This window comes from Lentilactobacillus farraginis DSM 18382 = JCM 14108 (assembly GCF_000583655.1).
In the GTDB taxonomy this organism is placed as follows: Bacteria; Bacillota; Bacilli; order Lactobacillales; family Lactobacillaceae; genus Lentilactobacillus; species Lentilactobacillus farraginis.
In genome coordinates, this window is sequence record NZ_BAKI01000048.1 from 1 (window position 1) to 17,435 (window position 17,435).

At 38.0% G+C, this 17,435-nt stretch carries 12 protein-coding genes and 1 pseudogene; all 13 read left to right on the forward strand.

What is annotated here, in order from left to right:
* The first annotated feature begins 62 nt into the window (after positions 1-62).
* The 13 genes and pseudogenes from JCM14108_RS11955 (at position 63) to JCM14108_RS12010 (ending at position 17,385) form a co-directional block, all read left to right on the forward strand.
* A complete protein-coding gene (locus JCM14108_RS11955) occupies positions 63-452 on the forward strand; it encodes a DUF806 family protein (protein WP_035181096.1) in 390 nt (129 codons plus the stop codon).
* Positions 453-1,102, forward strand: a pseudogene (locus JCM14108_RS11960) (phage tail protein).
* A gap of 58 nt (positions 1,103-1,160) precedes the next feature.
* On the forward strand, positions 1,161-1,748 hold the full coding sequence (locus JCM14108_RS15555; RefSeq protein WP_237745822.1) for a phage tail assembly chaperone: 588 nt from the start codon (positions 1,161-1,163) through the stop codon (positions 1,746-1,748).
* Positions 1,748-7,324, forward strand: coding sequence for a phage tail tape measure protein (locus JCM14108_RS11970; RefSeq protein ID WP_035181097.1), 5,577 nt, complete (start codon positions 1,748-1,750; stop codon positions 7,322-7,324). The genes JCM14108_RS15555 and JCM14108_RS11970 overlap by 1 nt, the downstream gene beginning before the upstream one ends.
* Positions 7,317-8,546 (forward strand): distal tail protein Dit, encoded by a 1,230-nt coding sequence (locus JCM14108_RS11975; RefSeq protein ID WP_035181099.1) that lies wholly within the window; start codon positions 7,317-7,319, stop codon positions 8,544-8,546. The genes JCM14108_RS11970 and JCM14108_RS11975 overlap by 8 nt, the downstream gene beginning before the upstream one ends.
* Positions 8,547-8,551: 5 nt before the next feature.
* Positions 8,552-9,301, forward strand: coding sequence for a phage distal tail protein (locus JCM14108_RS11980; RefSeq protein WP_020282071.1), 750 nt, complete (start codon positions 8,552-8,554; stop codon positions 9,299-9,301).
* Positions 9,302-9,350: 49 nt separating this feature from the next.
* Positions 9,351-11,933 (forward strand): phage tail spike protein, encoded by a 2,583-nt coding sequence (locus tag JCM14108_RS11985; protein WP_035181104.1) that lies wholly within the window; start codon positions 9,351-9,353, stop codon positions 11,931-11,933.
* Positions 11,930-12,763, forward strand: coding sequence for a hypothetical protein (locus JCM14108_RS11990; RefSeq protein ID WP_035181108.1), 834 nt, complete (start codon positions 11,930-11,932; stop codon positions 12,761-12,763). Before JCM14108_RS11985 ends, JCM14108_RS11990 begins: the two co-directional genes overlap by 4 nt.
* 9 nt (positions 12,764-12,772) lie before the next feature.
* Positions 12,773-12,913, forward strand: coding sequence for a hypothetical protein (locus JCM14108_RS14860; protein ID WP_169790400.1), 141 nt, complete (start codon positions 12,773-12,775; stop codon positions 12,911-12,913).
* Positions 12,906-15,428 (forward strand): hypothetical protein, encoded by a 2,523-nt coding sequence (locus tag JCM14108_RS15560; protein WP_051996161.1) that lies wholly within the window; start codon positions 12,906-12,908, stop codon positions 15,426-15,428. The genes JCM14108_RS14860 and JCM14108_RS15560 overlap by 8 nt, the downstream gene beginning before the upstream one ends.
* Positions 15,429-15,829: 401 nt before the next feature.
* Positions 15,830-16,297, forward strand: a complete 468-nt coding sequence (locus JCM14108_RS12000) for a hypothetical protein (RefSeq protein ID WP_035181110.1) — start codon at positions 15,830-15,832, stop codon at positions 16,295-16,297.
* A 12-nt stretch (positions 16,298-16,309) separates the two neighbouring features.
* Entirely contained in the window at positions 16,310-17,134 is an 825-nt protein-coding gene (locus tag JCM14108_RS12005) for a GH25 family lysozyme (protein ID WP_035181112.1), read from the forward strand.
* Positions 17,134-17,385, forward strand: coding sequence for a hemolysin XhlA family protein (locus JCM14108_RS12010; protein WP_035181114.1), 252 nt, complete (start codon positions 17,134-17,136; stop codon positions 17,383-17,385). The genes JCM14108_RS12005 and JCM14108_RS12010 overlap by 1 nt, the downstream gene beginning before the upstream one ends.
* Positions 17,386-17,435: the final 50 nt, after the last annotated feature.

Genomic DNA, 17,435 nt, shown 5'->3' on the forward strand with positions numbered 1-17,435 from the left:
GAGGAAGCTCGTTCTGATATATTAAAAGCTGAATATATTAAATGGAAGGAGTTGGGTCACTAATGGAGTTACCAGTTATGACTGTTTATCATTTGGTTCAGTCTTTACATTATGGTTGGATTGATCAGCTTTATCCCATGAACATTCCTCCTGGTGCTGATACTTCTGGAAAGCAGACCATTGTATTAGTTACTTCCATTACTGAACCGTTGGGCGGATATCGGAACGATCGATTTAGCAATATGCAAGCTAATATTCAAATTCAAATATTTTGGAAAAAAGAAACACAAGAAAATATTTTTAATGAAGAAGTTACTTTAATGAATAATTTGGAAAATCAGGATTGGCTGGTTAGCTCACATGAGCCTAACACTGTGGATCCAGATACCGATCAAATTACGGCAACTTTTTCAGTTTCTAAGACAATTACAATGAAGAAAGAAGGATTTTAAATGTCAACACATGGTATTAAAGATGTCACCTTTGGTTTAGTTGATGCTAATGGTAAATTACTGACTAGCGATGCAGGAGTAGGAACTAATGGTATCTATTTAGTTGATGGCGATGCTAAAGGTGCTACGACGGCCACAGTTTCTGGCTTGGAAGCGAGGGTACTGTCGCCTATGCTAATGATGAAGCAAAACGAGTTTCAAATGGTCAGGCACAACCACAGGTCGCATTGGAATTCTTGGATATTGATTTTGACGAGTTGCAAAAACTCAAAGGATATATTCAGGATGCGGCTAATGGTGGTTGGACACGTCAATTGCCAAAGCCCCATGTAGCAATGTTGTTACATTTTCGTTCATACACGAATATTGATATGTACGAAGGCTTTGCTAATGGTCAACTAATTGAAACTGGTAGTTCTCATGCAACGGATAATAATGCTGAAACTGATGCCAATACGGCGTTAACTTACCAAGCATTAACACCGGCTGACAATACCATCTTCAACGGAGAACCGTACAAGATTTGGATGTCTCAAGATGCTGGCTTTGATAAAGCCAAAATGCTGGCTGAAGTCTTTGGTGGTTATTCAGCAACTACCGGTAGTAGCACGACTGGTTCAACAACTGGCGGTACAACACCAGGAAAATAGATCAAGGCGGGGGATATTCCCCGCATACATAATCAAATAAAATAAAGGAGCTTTGATCATGAAAATTAATATTACAAAATTAGGTTTACGTAAAAAGTCAGCTGAAGTTAAAACCACTGTGGGTGTTGTTGAGAAAGCCCAAAATTTACAAATTCAATTGTTGAAATCAGATGCAGTTGATTTTACTAATGATGACCCACTAGCAGTTTTGGAAGCGCAAAAGAAAATGGTTCAAGGATTATTGCAATTTATGATTGATATTTTTAAGTTGACTGATCAAGAAGTTGAAAAGATTAAATCAACTTTGGACTTCACCGACTTTCAAAATTTCATGGCCTATGTATTATTCCGGTTTCAAGGTATGAGTGATGAAGACTGGGAGACTGTCACCAAACAGCAAAGTGAGGAATCAGCTGACCCAAAAGAAAAACAATTAAGATTAGCTAAATTAATCAATGATTTAAGCATATCCCAACAAGATATGCTTTTTTTTAAACAACAAATGATGAAGCAAGGAATCTTACCAGATGAGTTAAACCGACAAGATTACTTTGAATTTATGGCAGTCTTAAATGCTAAGGATAAGAAGAAACAAGTAACAGATCCGGTTGTCGAGTTATTAAATAAACGAAAGGGGACTGACTAATGGCTACTATTAATGATGTAATGAGTACTTCAATTCGCTTGGATGCAGTACAACCAGCACGGTCATTAAAGACTTTAACCAATTACATTAAAGCTACTACCAATGCATGGCGTTCTCAGGAGGTGGCCTTAAAATCTTCTGGAGATAAGCTAGATGCTTTAAAAACTAGGTATCAAGGAATATCAGAAGAAATTAAAGGTTATAACTTAAAAATTGATGAGTTGAAGCGTCGACAGTCAGGCCTCGATCAAACGACCAACCAAGGTTCAGAAAAATATGCCAAATATGCTAATCAGATTGCTAAAGCACAAGAGAAGATTGCTGGTTTAAATGATCAACAGTCTAAAGCGGAAAAGCAATTTGAATACCTTAATTCAGGACTATCTGGATTGCAGCGTAACTATCATAGCCTTAATCAAGTAACCAATTCTTATGTAGATGCCTTAAAGGCTCAGGGAAAGATTAACCAAGCGGGTCAAGTAAAGCTCAAGGGACTTAAAGAAGGCCTGAGTAGTTTATCCGATCAGTATAAATTGCAAAATGATGAACTTAATAAAAATTCACAGACTTATAGACAAGCCCAGTTAGCTTATGAAAAGCAACGAAATGTTGTTCATGAACTTGCCAATGATACCCACAAGAATGCAGATGAGTATGCCCAAGAAAAGGAAAAACTCAATCAATTAAAAGGTAGCTTGGACATTGCCAATGAAGCTTTTAACACCCAGAAAGTGCGAGTCAACAAAACAGCTGCTTCACTAGCTAACGTTCGTTCAGATGTGGTTAAATACGACTTACAAGTCGGTCACATGAGTGATGCCATGGCTCGAATGGGCGATAAAGCCAACATTGCTAAAGGTAAGGTTAAAAATGCGTTTGGATCAATTAAAGGGAGTTTACTAGGTGCTAGCGTAGCGATGGGGACATTGGGAGCAGCTGCATTTTCTGGCGCTAAAAAAGCAACTGAACTTCAAAATGTTTATAAAGTAAACCGGAACTTGTTAGTTACGGGTGGTGATAAGACTAAAACTGCCATTAAGACCGTCACCGAAATGCAAAAAGATGGGACTAAGTACGCTCTCAAATATGGGGTTAGTCAAAAAGAAATTGCTGATCAATACCAGGATTTAATCAAGCGTGGTCATACAGGTGCTGAATCATTAGCGGTTATGAAAACTGAACTACAAGCCAGTGTGGCTTCTGGTGATGACTTTAAAGATGTGGTTAAAGTATCAAGCCAGGCGATCGAAGCATTTGGCATGAAAACCAATAATACGGCAAAAATGATGCACAACACTAAACGTGTAGTTAATGCATTGGCCTATTCTGCTGATATGACTGCCACTGACTTCCACAGTCTAGGTAAAGGTATGGAATATGTAGGCGATTCAGCTAATAATGCGGGGTTTAGTATTGAGCAAACTTCTGCTGCTTTAGGTGAATTAAGTAACCACGGCTTGGAAGCTGATAAAGCCGGAACGGGTCTACGAAAAATTATTACTAGTTTAGCAGCACCAACTAATTCAGCTATGGGTGCTTTGAATGACATTGGGATTAAATCAACTAAAATATTCCAGACTGCCAATGGTAATTTCAAAACATTGCCTGCAATTTTTAAAATTATCGAAGAACATACTAAAAAACTTGGTGGAGCTGATACAGCACGCATATTTAAAACGATTTTTGGCCAAACTGGTATGCAAGCAGCTCAAATCTTAGCTAGATATAATGGTCAGTTGGCTGATTTAACCAACAATGTTTCTAAAGCAAGCAAAGCTGGGACTTACGTTCAAAGATTAGCTAACAAGAATGCACAAACTGCCCAAATGTCCCAGAAGCGATTCAAGCAAGCCTGGGATCAATTATCAATTATGTTTGGGTCTAAGTTACTGCCCTACATGACAAAAGCGGCTAATCAAATGACCAAGCTTTTTGGTGAAAAAGGATTTCAGAAAGATATTGGTAAAACGGCTACTTTAACTGCACATGTTGCAGGAGGAATTGCCAATATTGGTATTTTTGCTGTTAAGCATTATGAAGGTGTCAAACATTTCGGTGAAGCATTAGCTGCAATTTGGGCAGTTGGTAAAGTTTATAAATATTTCAAAATATTTAGTGATATTACCTCTGTCTTTGGCGGTCAAAAGCTAAAGGTGAACCGATTGACATCAGCATATGATGATCAGACACTAGCCATCGAACGTAACACTAAGGCTAAAGAAGCCAATGTGGATGCCGGAAATGGTACCAGTGCAATTGATGATATTGCTGATAACTCTGGTGGCGAAGGTAAGGTTGCCGAAGGTGCCGAAAAAGATGGCAAAACGGCCATCCACGATATAGATGATACAAGTAAAGTTGCCGAAGACTCCGGAAAAGTTGGCCGATTAGCTAAATTAGCTGGTAAGTTTAAAGGCGTTAGTAAATTTGGCAAGGTTGCGGCTGGTTCTGTCGGTGTCTTAGATGTCTTAAATTCGGCAACTGATTTAATTGGCATGAAAAAGAAGAGTGCCGGTTCACACATTGGCGCTGCTACCGGTTCATTAGGTGGTACTGCAGTAGGTGCAGCAATCGGGACAGCTATTTTTCCTGGAATTGGCACAGCTGTTGGCGCTGGTTTGGGTGGCTTGGTTGGCGAAGGTGTTGGTCGTAAGTTTGGTAAAGCTATTCAAAAAGGACTTTCAGCACAAAAAATCCATACACCTAAATTATCTACTAAGTCTTCTTTCAAGAAACTTTCTGATGAAGCGACAAGCTATTATAAAAACCGTGAAGCTCAGGACAAGAAGAACTTACAATTACTTTATAAAAACGGGGACATTACTAAAAAAGAGTACGAAAAACGCCTACAAATTATTAAGGGTGAAGGATCTAAAGCCAACCGATTAACTCTGATGAGTCAAAAGGATCAGCAGGCAATTGCCAAATATTATGCGCAATCACGGCAACGATTAACCGAATCGTGGAATAAAAAGATTCTAAAAGCTGAGAATAAATACGGTAAAGGATCCGTTCAAGTTGAAAAAATGCAGAAGGAAAAGAAAGAAGCACTTGAGAAACAACATCTTAAATTTGCTACTCAAGTGACTGCTAAAGAAGCCAAACTGCATACAACCTTAGCTGGTCAGATTAAATTGTCTACTAACAAGATTGCAAAAGATTACAAAACTCTTACTGAAAAGGGTAAAAAGTATTCTAAAGAAAAAATGATTAAATTGGTGGCAAACGCTGATGAAGAACAAAAGTCTGTCAGCAAAAAAGCTAACGATGAATATCATAGTGTTTATAAAGCGGCTTGGAAGAAATATAAAAATACAGTTAAAGCAGCAGACGAAGAGTATAAGGGAAATAGTTCAGCTGCCAAAGCTCAACGCCAAAAGATTATTGAAGAAGCTCGTAAACAGAGAATTGGTGTAATTAATCACGCCGCTAAGCAAAAGAACGATTCAATCACTAAAGCCAAACAGCAGTCTGATAAGGTTTACGATTATGCACATAATCAAAATCGTAAAGTAACGGCTCAGGCTGTTTCTCAGTATGAGAATATTAAGAAAAACAATTCCAAAACTAAAGATAATTACAGTCTTTCTTGGCATGGAATTTGGAAGTCAGTTGGTAATTGGATTGGCAAATTAGTCAACGGGATGAATAAAAATGCCATTTCAGCCCAGAACAAAGTTTTTAAACAATACGGGGGTTCACAAACTTTAGATCCGATACCAACAGTAGCGTGGGCAACAGGTACCGGATTGTTGAAAAATGGTTTATTAACCCAACCGGTTTTGGCTAAGCTTAATGATGGTCACGATTCACCAGAAACACATAATAAAGAAATCATTGTCCACGCAGATGGGCAATTAGAACCAGTTGAAGGTAAAGATACTCACCGGTTCCTAGAAGCTGGTTCCGGCGTTTTAAATGCGACAGAGTCTAAGATGTTAATGGCTTTAAATGGCATGCAGCACTTTGCGTCAGGAACTGGTTTGTTTGGTGGTATCGGGAAATTCTTTAAAGGTATTTGGGGTTCTTTAAAGCAGAAGCTGTCGGCACTATCACATATTGCTAAGCATTCTGATGCAACTTTCAAACAAGTTTTTCAACCTAACTTTGGCGATATAAAGGGAACTGTTGGAGAGAACTTTGCCAATATGTTTGGCAAACGCGACAAGCAACAGGGTTCGGTTTGGTGGGATACGGCCTGGAATATGTTACATGGCATGGTTTCCGAAGGTGGCGGTCAGACTAATTCAGCATTTTTGAATGAAGCTAAGAAATTGGCAAATCGTGCCCATCACCGATATTCTGAAGGCTCTAATGTCCGCTTAGGACCGAATTATTATGATTGTTCTGGCTTAGTTTATGAGACTTTGAAGCACATGGGAATTACAGTTCCAGGTGGCTCGACTACTGTCCCTGAATACAACTTTTCTAAGCCTGTATCTTGGAAGAATGCTAAGACTGGTGATTTAGCATTCTTCGGTCGTGGAGGAAGTCAACACGTTGGTATTGTGGTCGATAATAGTGGTTCTGGGCATATGTTCAGTGCTGAAAATCCAAAGGACGGGATTAAATATTCTACCATCAAGGGCTTCGGTGATTTTGTTGGGATTCGAAGAGTGCCTGGGTTGATTGACAAAGTTAAAAAGTCAACTAAATCTCATAAACAAAGTTCTGGGTTACAAACACTAGTAAAATCTCAATTAAAGCATTCCGGGGTTTGGAGTTGGGTATCGAAAAATTTAAAACCATTATGGCAAAAATTGTTTGGTAGTTTAAGCAGCTTTGGATTAAGTGGCGATGTGGCAGCTAGAGCTAAAACCTTAGCTAAAGCATTGAAAAAGCTGGATCCACGCGCAACTAAAGCAGGAATTGCTGCAATTCTTGGTAATTGGGAATTTGAGTCAGGATTAAATCCTAACGCAAGAAATTCATCTGGTGGAGCTTCTGGGCTTGGGCAGTGGTTAGGTGGTAGACTGAATCATTTGAAATCATATGCTCATCGTCATGGTGAAAACTGGCGCAATGCAGCTACCCAATTAAAGTTTGCGTTAAGCGATGACAGTTCTGATTCTTCTGTATTTAAACGAATCCTTGAGGGTCATGGTTCGATTGCTTCGTTAGCCAGTCAATTTTCTGAAGATTGGGAACGTGGTGGCTATACGGGGCAACACGTTAACGGTGCGAAGAAAGTTGCTAATTATTTAGGATATGCGAATGGTGGCTTGGTTGATCAAGAACAGTTAATTAAAGTAGCCGAACGTAATAAACCGGAAACCATCATTCCATGGGATATTAATAAACGAGGACGAGCCTATGAATTGTTAGCCGATACTATGGCTCATTTTAAACAGACAGATCAGCATACCAACCAATCAAGCAATTCAGATGTTCAGGCTGTCAAAAGACTTGAAGCTAAGTTTGATACAATGATTAAACTTATGAGTCAATTGGTCGATGGCCAAAACAATCCGATTCCGGCAGTAGTGACTGACAAGCAAGTTGTCCAGGCAGTCAATAAACATAACAAACGGACAACTGCTAAGAATAATTGGGGAAGAGGTGTAACCTTTGGCTAATAACGATAATTATGATGTAAACACATTTGATTTTGCCTTTGATGAAGATGGGAACGGTGGTTTTAATTCAGAAGACGATTTGGGCATATTTCTAAATCATGTATCGAAACCGTTAGCCCCCAATATTACTGAGTCATTTCAAGACGTCCCTAAACGTTATGGTGGTGTGTACTTGGGAACAGACTATGGTGAAAAAGAATTTGACATTCCGATTACCTGTTTCTGTACCACCCGCGATGAATATAACGAACGAATTAAAACATTAACTAATGTTTTAGTCAATACCAGCAGTGATGCTGATACTGAATATCCGCTGAGGTTTAATGATGATCCAGATGTAACTTATTATGGACACTTTACAAGTATTCCAACACCGACATTTATTAATGAAGGTGTTCAGGACTTTCAAACCACGTTAGTCTTCATGCTGGCGGATCCACGCGGATTTTTACCACAAAAGGAAATAAAAATTACAGACAATGATCAGCAAATTATTCCTGAAGGAAATACGGAAGTTGATCCAATTATTCATATTATTCCGAAAACTGATCTTTATTATGTGGGTTATGAAACAAATGATGACTATGTAGCGGTTGGATATAACGTTGATGACGGTGATACGACTACGGATAGTGATGGCAACGTCACAGTCATGGGACAATCCCAAACTCAACAGGTTGACGATCCATGTAACTCATTAGCTACGTGGATTCAATGTAGTGAAAATACGCAAGCCTTTCCAATTTATAAGGGCGAGATAGATGGAAGCTCAGCGGCCACCGGTACTTCAATTATGGTGGCTAAAGATAAAGATGACCATTATGAATGGGGCACTCGTGGTAAACACAAGAACTTTTACGGCCCCGCAGTTATGCATAATGGCTTACCTAAGATAACTCCTTATTGGAAAGTTTCGGTGCGTTTGCATCATGTTAAACGAATGAAAAATGAGCGGGCAATGGGAAAGATTGAAGCTTATTTATTGGATAATAATGGTAATGTTTGTGGCCGGATGGGGATTGAAGATTACTCAATGGGCCGTTATCCACGGGCGTTTATTCAATTAGGCAATAATTTTGATAGTAGTAACTCTGATAGTTATTTGACATTGCTGTTTGATGAAGGTAATGGTCAGCAGAAACAAAATGAGGCTACCAAACATGTTAAAGTTGCCTACACCAAAACAGTCACCGTTAAGAAGACGACTAAAAAGAAGAAGTGATATAAATGAATCTACAATTCTTTGCGCGGAAGAAACGAAAAACTCGTAAGAAGACTAAGACTAAAAAGAAACGAGTTGTGAAATCTAAAAAGGGTGGCAAGAAGAGTAGTAGTAAAGGGGGCAAAAAAACATCAGCTCCCAAAGCTACAACAAAGAAGAAAAAGGAAAAAGAATATGTAACTGAAACCTCGTATATGAATAAGGATGCCTACTCGAATTTTTATGGTGAATTTATTCTTGAACGACAGAAAAAATCGGATAGTTCGGGGAATGTTTACGACAACTGGGTAGCAGAAATTAACCAGTGGGATCCTAAAACCGGTGAGCCATATAGTGTTAACAATACAAGTAAAACTCACATGCATAAGGAAAAGTTGGATAAATCCGGTAAGTTTGGTTTTGCTTTAGCCAACTTAGGCGTTTTCTTTGGTAAGCATGATATTAAAGAGGACTTAGTTAATCCAGTGGTGGCGTATAAGTCAGATTATGAAGCTTTAACCAATTATGAAGAATGGCGCAGTGATGGCTCTACTGATCCAGATGATACGCCACATATTATTGCCAAGGCTGGTCAAGAAATTATTATTGATACGGCCAACAATAAAGTTACTATTGATGGAAAACCGGCCGATAAATACGTTTCATGGTTATCGACCTTCCCTAAATTAACCGGTGGGGTTCCACAAACTCTACACTTTTTCCCGGATCCCAAAAATGCTGATGTAACAATTGAATATCGACCAGCAATTAAGTAGTCACGAAAGCGACTACTTTTTTCATACATACATTAAGGAGGCTAGAGATTTGTATATTATCCTGGATAAAAATTTAAAGCGAGTTGCTACGTTATCAACTAATTCAGACGCCAACCCGTTTTGGGGTGAAGTAGTTGAACGCCAAATTGCCGATGATAACAGTAACTCGGATGATGGCATTACTGGCGTTAGCACTTTTAATAGTACGGATCCGAATGCTAACTCCAAAAGTTGGAATGATACATTAACAGGACTAACCATGTTGCAAAGTGCCCCTGCGGCTCAATACTTAACGGTTGGTAATAGTGTCGCTGTGTATGATGATGTGCATAATCATTGGCGTATTTATCGAATTTATCAGGTTGATGAAACTATTGATGCCACTAGTGGGGCTCACTTAGTAACGGTTGATGCTATTAACCTAGCAATCTATAAATTAAATAAGACCATTCCACCCCAAAAAGAAATTAAAGATTGTAAATTAGATCAAGCCATGCAGTGGATTATGGCTGATACTGGTTGGGATTTACAAAATAATTGTTCTTCGGGCTTGTTTGCTGATATTAACTTTGATGGTACGGCTTCTAGTCAATCTGCCTTGCAGACGGTTCTATCAACTTACGATGCGGAAGCTGATGCTTATTGCCATATTGACACTAATGGTATTGTGACTGACCTGATTTTAGAATTAGCTGATCAATTGGGAGAAGATGAAGGTAAGTCAATTACCTATGGGCAAAACATGTTGTCTGTCCAACGAGAAACAGTTGATACTAATTTAGTAACCAAGCTTTACATTGTGGGCGCAAATAATGCTTCAATTGCCTCGGTTAACAACGGCAAGAATTATATTACTGACGTTTCAGCAAATTCTCTTTATAACACTGATCAGAACACCTGGCTGGAAGGAACGATTACTAGTGACACTATTACTGAACCTAAAGCATTACTTGATTGGGGATTGCGGGAATTAAGATTGTACAATCATCCACGAATCAACTACGCTGTGGAGGTTACTCAAGATTTTCAAGCTAACTTGGGCGATACTATTAAGGTGATTGATTTATCCATGAACCCAATTTTGACAACGGAAGCGCGAGTCATTCAGCAAACCACTTCAGAGAGTGATCCAAGTCAAAATAAAGTCGTCTTGGGAGAGTTTAGCACAGTTAAAGTAATTACGCCGGCGTTTATCCGTAATATGGAACAGCGTTGGAATGACCATGTTAAAAAATTATTTGAAGAAGCCCGAGAAAATGCCAATGCGGCCACAGTCAGCTTGATTACGCCATTAGGTTCAACTTGGTATAACACGGATACTTCCAAACGGGTGATTGCGAGATTGTTTATTGAAGGTGAAAACGTGACTTCTTATCTGTCACCACAAGCGTTTAATTGGCAAAAAATTAATATGGACGGTACCCGTGATATTGGGTGGGAAGCTGACCATGCAAAAGATGGTTATCAGGTTACTATTGAACCACCATTTGTAGGTACTTTACTTGTAACAATTGATGATGCTTACGTCAAAGATCAAGCTGAAATGTGGATTGATACCAGTAATTCAGTTGATGGATCTTGGCAGAAGCTTTGGGAAACTAAGGACGCTGCCAATAAAGATTTTAATGGTGATCAGCATATTGGGGCCTTACAATTTTCATATTTATTGAGTGATGGTTCGGTGTTGTCTAGTTATCACTATTCTAAAGACAAAAACCATTCAGATTGTGAATTTATTAAATGGAACGCTGATGGAACATTACAAAGCATGATGTTTGTAACTGGAGGTGGCCATTGCGGATCGTTTGGCTATGATGAAGGTTCCAACACAATTTATACAGAAATAAAAGATCCAATTGATGGGAAATATTATTTGGTAACAATGGCATATCAAGCCAATACAAGTGCTAGTAATATAACCAAGTGGTGCCAAGTAAAACAATATTTTCGAGTTAACGTTGATTTGAAGAACAATCTGTGGCTAGGAAGTACGACAAGTGGGAAAGTATATGTTTGTCAAATTAGCGATTTACAAGCTGGAAACTTTACTCCTATTATTGAATTTAATCTGCAAGACTTTGGCTGGAAACCATTACCAGCTGGAACCATTAATAATGGCACTTATAATACTCTTCAAGCGAATGGGATTAGTTATCCATTTGCTTTTTTTACGGCGGGTGATGCTAACAATGCTGATGACAAACATGTTATGTGTATTAACTTAATTACACAGTCAATGGTATTTGATTATGTGGTGGAACCAATGCAGGATATTAAGTTAACAGTGCCGTTGGAAAATGGCGGTCATTTGGAGCCGGAGGGCATATATGAAGATGTTAATAATTCTAGGTTAATTGTTGGCTTTAACGTTTCTGAATATAGGGATGCTGCACATACTGTCTCTATTGCTCATAGTGCCCTATATACAGCTCCACTTGGAATCCGTGATGATTCTAAAGATTTAGTTGTTGAATATCCTGAACAAGATGAAGGCGAGAATGATGAGACTGAACAACCAGTAATTACCGGAAATGATAATGCTGATGATTCAGATGATAGTTCTGATAGTGATGAAGATGGGGATGAATCAACTGGTGAAGGAACCAAAATTGAGGATGGTGATAGCAATTGATTATTGCAACGGGAACATTGAATATTGATGAAAATGCTAAGCTTGCTCAACAAGCCTCTGACGATGCAAAAAATGCTGCAAATTCTGCGGCTGATGAAGCGGGTAAAGTAAAAACTTCGCTCGATGGAAAAATTACCGTTTCATCGCAAGAACCTTTTGATGATGGTAAAAGTCATGATGAAGGTGATATTTGGTATGTTCAAGACAGTAACCATATGACTAGTGAAATGTATACCTACGATGGTTCGGACTGGGTTAAGACTAAAATGTCTCAAACTGTCCTATCGGTTGGACAGCTTTCAGCATTAACTGCTGATTTGGGAACTATTGAAGCCGGATATTTGAATTCGGTAGAAATTGATTCATCAATCATTAAAGCTGCCAAGATTGATGCAACTTCAACAATTACAGGAGCTTCAATCGAAGAGAATAGTAGTAATGGAAAGATTACATTAGACCAAGGTGGATTCTGCGCCATTAGTAATGGGAGTTATCTTCAATTCGTATCTGGAAATAGTAATGGGTACACTAAAATCCGTGGTGGCTTGGATGTTGATTCAATTAATGTTGGGGCTTCAGTTATTGAAGGACAAACTTTTCAAGCATATGGCGGCAACAATACTCATATTGGTAGTGCAAATGCATGGACGTATTTAGCGGAAGGAATTAAATGTGGTCCTGGAGGTTATATTTCATCAGTTTCAGGAACTGATATTTATTTCCACAATGAGGCTGGTACGACAATTGATCTTCATGCTGGTGATGTCATTTCACATGGAACTAATTTACTTGATGAAATTAATAAGATTGAAAAGAAATTGAAGATGTAAGGTGATCTGATGAATGATATTAACGCACAAGATTTAATTAACCAATTAGTTAATGAGTACAGTCAAGATATGGCAGCAAAAAATCAACAAATTGCGTTATTAAAAATTGAAAATAATCAGCTTAGAAAGAAGGCGAAAACTAATGAGTAAGGAGCTCGCATTCACGGATGATAATGATGTGGTTAAATATTTAGATACAACCACTGCTTTTAATCTGGCACTCACGGCCGACGGGGTAGCCTTTGATTTAACTAATGCTAAGTCAATTTTGGTAAAAATAGCTAACGATGATGGCTATATCATGCAACAAACTATTGATTTAACCACTGTAACTAGTCCGCTTGGTGGAACACTAAGCTTTCCAATTAATCAGGATATTATGAACACATTGGTTCCGGATGATTATGATATTGAAGTTTGGGTTACTATGAATGATGGTACGCAGGCTATCTTTCCAAGCGATGGAACGTTAGGATTTTCAATTGAAGAGAACCTCATGAGTGATACTGGTGAAGTGATCCCAGTTATTACTTTAAATGATTTTAAGCAACAATTTGATGATCTAAGTAGCCAAATGGAGAATGCAGTTCATAATGTTCAAAAGGGTGATAAAGGTGACAAAGGTGATACTGGTACTGGTCTTGAAATCAAAGACAAAGTTTCATCAGTTTCGAATTTACCCTCAACAGCAAATGAAGGTGATGGCTATTTAGTTGGTGAAGAATTATATGTTTGGGTGAACGGTGCTTGGAAAGATTGCGGACCATTACAAGGACCTAAAGGTGATCAAGGTATTCAAGGAAATACTGGCACAGGTGTTTCTTCAACTACAATTCAATATCAAATTTCAAATAGTGCAACTACTGCTCCAACAGGAACTTGGTCAAATAACATCGTTGCTACAACGACTACAAATCCCTATTTGTGGATGAAAGCTACTTTAAACTACACTGATGACACAACAAAAGACTTTTACCTTGTTTCACAAAAGGGTGATAAAGGTGATACTGGTGCAACGGGTGCTACTGGACCAATTGGTCCACAAGGTCCTGTTGGTGCTGGATTAGTTGTTAAAGGTACAGTCAATGATGCTTCACAACTTCCAACGACTGGAAATCAAGAAGGTTATTGTTATTTTGTTGGTACTGATTTATATGTTTGGGATGCCGGAACATGGAAAAATTGTGGAAGTGTAAGTCCAGATTTAAGTAAGTACGTTACTGTTACTGATTTAAACAATGGATTGAGTACTAAAGTTACTGATAACAAAGATGGAACTGAACAACTTAATGGGGTTAAGGTACAGCCATTCAATAAGTTATCAGATACTATTGGTGGACGTAACCTGTTAATTAATACAGCTCAATTAAATGATTGGAAAGTTTGTCTTGATGAAACATCCAATATATCTGACACTTATTTGGGATTAAACATTTATCAAACAAATGCTCATTATGGTGGAGAAAGAATATTTTGGTCTTATCTAGCTCCAAAGCTTAAAGCTAACACAAACTATGTCATGAGTGAGTATGTAAGAAATACTTCTCCTACAACCTCTGCTAACATTGGTATGTTTGAAAATGATGCAAATACGGGAAATCCTTCAGGAATTGTATACAATAAGTATGGATTTTCTAAAACATTACCGCCTAATTCTGGATGGACAAGAATTTCTGTGATTATTAATATTGCTTCATTCCCAACTAATACTATTGGTAAATTAAGGTTTGAAAATTGTACTAATTTAACTGATGGATATGTGCAATTTGCAGGGCTTAAATTTGAACAAGGTTCGGTAGCTACCGATTGGACGCCAGCGCCAGAAGATAAGGTTAACGTTTCAGATATGCGTAAACCAGCCAACGATGTAGCCGGAATTGAAGAGGTTAACGCCAAACAAGATAAGCTAACTATCACACCTGCTGACGATTCCAAAGTCGCTCACCTATCTGGTGCTAACAACTTTGATACCGTTCCAACGGTCAAAAATAATCCGTTACTACTAGCAAGTAGTTTTCCGTCTGACCTAGCACGAACGGGTTCAGATCAAGAGTTTACGGGTAAGAACACCTTTGATACTGCGCCAATTGACAAGACAACTGGTCATCCGTACATTACTAAAGACAGTGTACCAGCAGTTCCTGATACTTTGGCGGACACCACTAAGGATGCCAATTTTACAGGAAAACTTCAAAAGTCTGGAATTGACGCGGCAACTACAACTGATGTAAACAATACAATTAATACAGCTGTAAGTCCATTAAATACTAATACAAATTGGACAAGCTTAAATGTTGATAGTAGTCAAACTGAAAATAGCGACTGGGAACCAAGTACAACCAATTTACAATATCGTATATATAATAGTACGCTTTATCTTACAGGGCAGTATATTATGTTAGGCAATGGCGGAAATAGCTCTCATAATAGTACAACATTATTTCAACTTTCCTCTGATATTACTTCCAAAATTAGTTTTCCAAGCACAAATAAGTTTCCAATTGGTATTCTACAAGCATTAGCACAACAAGCATCAATGTTTATGATCAGTTTAACAAGCGATGGGAAAATTACTTGTGTTACTAATCCATATGATTTAAATGTCACATACGGGGCATCAATGGCGGGTGGCTTTATTAATGCAGCGATTCCGCTAAATTTATAAAGGAAACTGTAAACAGCGTTTATATATTACGTTTTAGCCAGTAAGTTCCACAACTAATATCGATAGAAAGGAGCTTGAACCTTTGTGAAAAAATGCTATAATATTTTTTGTGGATAGTAGCGCCCCCAAAAGCTACTATCCATACTTTAAAGAATATATTCCCCTCAGAATATATCTTCCGAGTTGTGTTCATATTTCTTATTCATATACCCCCATATATGAATTGGCACCTGTCTGTTGGATAGGTGCTTTTATTTATGAAAAGTATTATAATAAAATTAGAGGGCTACAAATTTGACCTTTTGCCCTTATACTTTTACTAACTTTATTTACATTTAAGAGCACTTATCTAATTTTTGATAAGTGCTCTTATTTTACCCAAAAAATCAGGAGGCTTTTTTATGTTTACTTATATTTTAGATGTTTTTAATTCTTTGAAGGCAACCGGATTGGTTGCTTTTTTAATTGCAGTTATTCCAGCAACCTATAAATTGGTTAAACCACTGATTGAAGCTAAAATTAAAACTGAAAAGAATACTCATATTAAGCAAGGAATGGAATTAGGCTTGAAATTAGCGAACGCTTTTGTACCTGTGGTGGCAAGTATGCCAGCTTTAAGTAATTCTGATCGTAAAAAAGTGGTCAATCAATTTGTTGATTCTGGCTTAAAGGAGTCCGGCTTTAATTTTAAAGCAGAAACAATTGAAGGATTAGCAGAACAAGCTTACCAGTATTATAAACACACTCTAAAGGGAGATAATCACAAAGCACCTGTTACTCCGGCGCCTACAAATGACGTTACACCCGACGTTCCAGTCGATGACGATCCGGAAGTATTTAACGAACCCCAATCATCTGAACAAAAGTAGGAAGTGACGAAAATGACAAAAAAGGTTGCTGATTTATCTGTTTACCAAGGCAGTTCTGAGACCTACATGAAATCTCTAAAAAGTCACGGAATTGATGCCACGGTGGTTAAATTGACGGAAGGCACTGGATACATTAACCCTAAAGCTAGAGAGCAAGTGGCTAACGGATTCAAAGTATTTGGTAGTGTTAGTGTTTATCATTTCTTTCATGGTCATGGTTCATCAGAAGCTAAGTATTTCTTAGCTTGGGTAAAAAGCTTTGGGTTGGATAAATCCACAGTCTTGGCCCTAGATGTGGAAGCACAAGACCTTCCTTGGAAGACCACAGCCGAAGTAGATGTCTTTTTAAAGGAGTTAAAAGCCAACGGTTTTACCAACGTTATTACTTATGGATCCGGTTCATGGTTTGCTGAAAAGCGAATTGATCGAGCTGAACTTATTGATAAACATATTTGGGTAGCAGCGTATGGCGTTAGTCAACCGGGAATTGATAATGTGAATGCTTGGCAATATACTGATAACTATGATGGATTAAAGGTTGACGCTAGTTTAGATTTTGATGGTTCACTGTCCGGAAGTGGGGTAGTTATTAAACCTGCTAAACCGGAATATTATCAGACTCCAGGCCTATACGAAGCAACACAAAGCGTAATTCACCAATTTAACGACGTTCAATTCAAATCTAAACGTCATACACGTCTGATTAAAGGGAGCCGATTTTACGCTACACCAATTAAATATGGTGAGATTTATCGACTTTCTACGCCAACTGGGTACTATACAGCTAATAAGGACAAGGTTAAGTTTATCTTTGCGGTAAAGGCTGGTGGTAAATAATGACGGCAGTTCCTGACGAAATTAACATGACTGAGATGTTAATTGGAATTAAAGAAGATATTTCTTCTATTAAGCAACAGCTAAGCGACCAAGCGGATTTAAATGAAAAAGCGGATAAAGCTTTGGCCAAGTCCATTGAAAATGAACATCGAATTGATAATTTAACTCACATAAACTATGCATTAATTTCTTTAGTGGCAACGGGAATTATTGTACCGTTGATTATTTATTTAATTGAGAGATTTATGTGAGATAAATCCCCCTTGGATAATTATTTTTTTGGGGGGGAATACATATATTG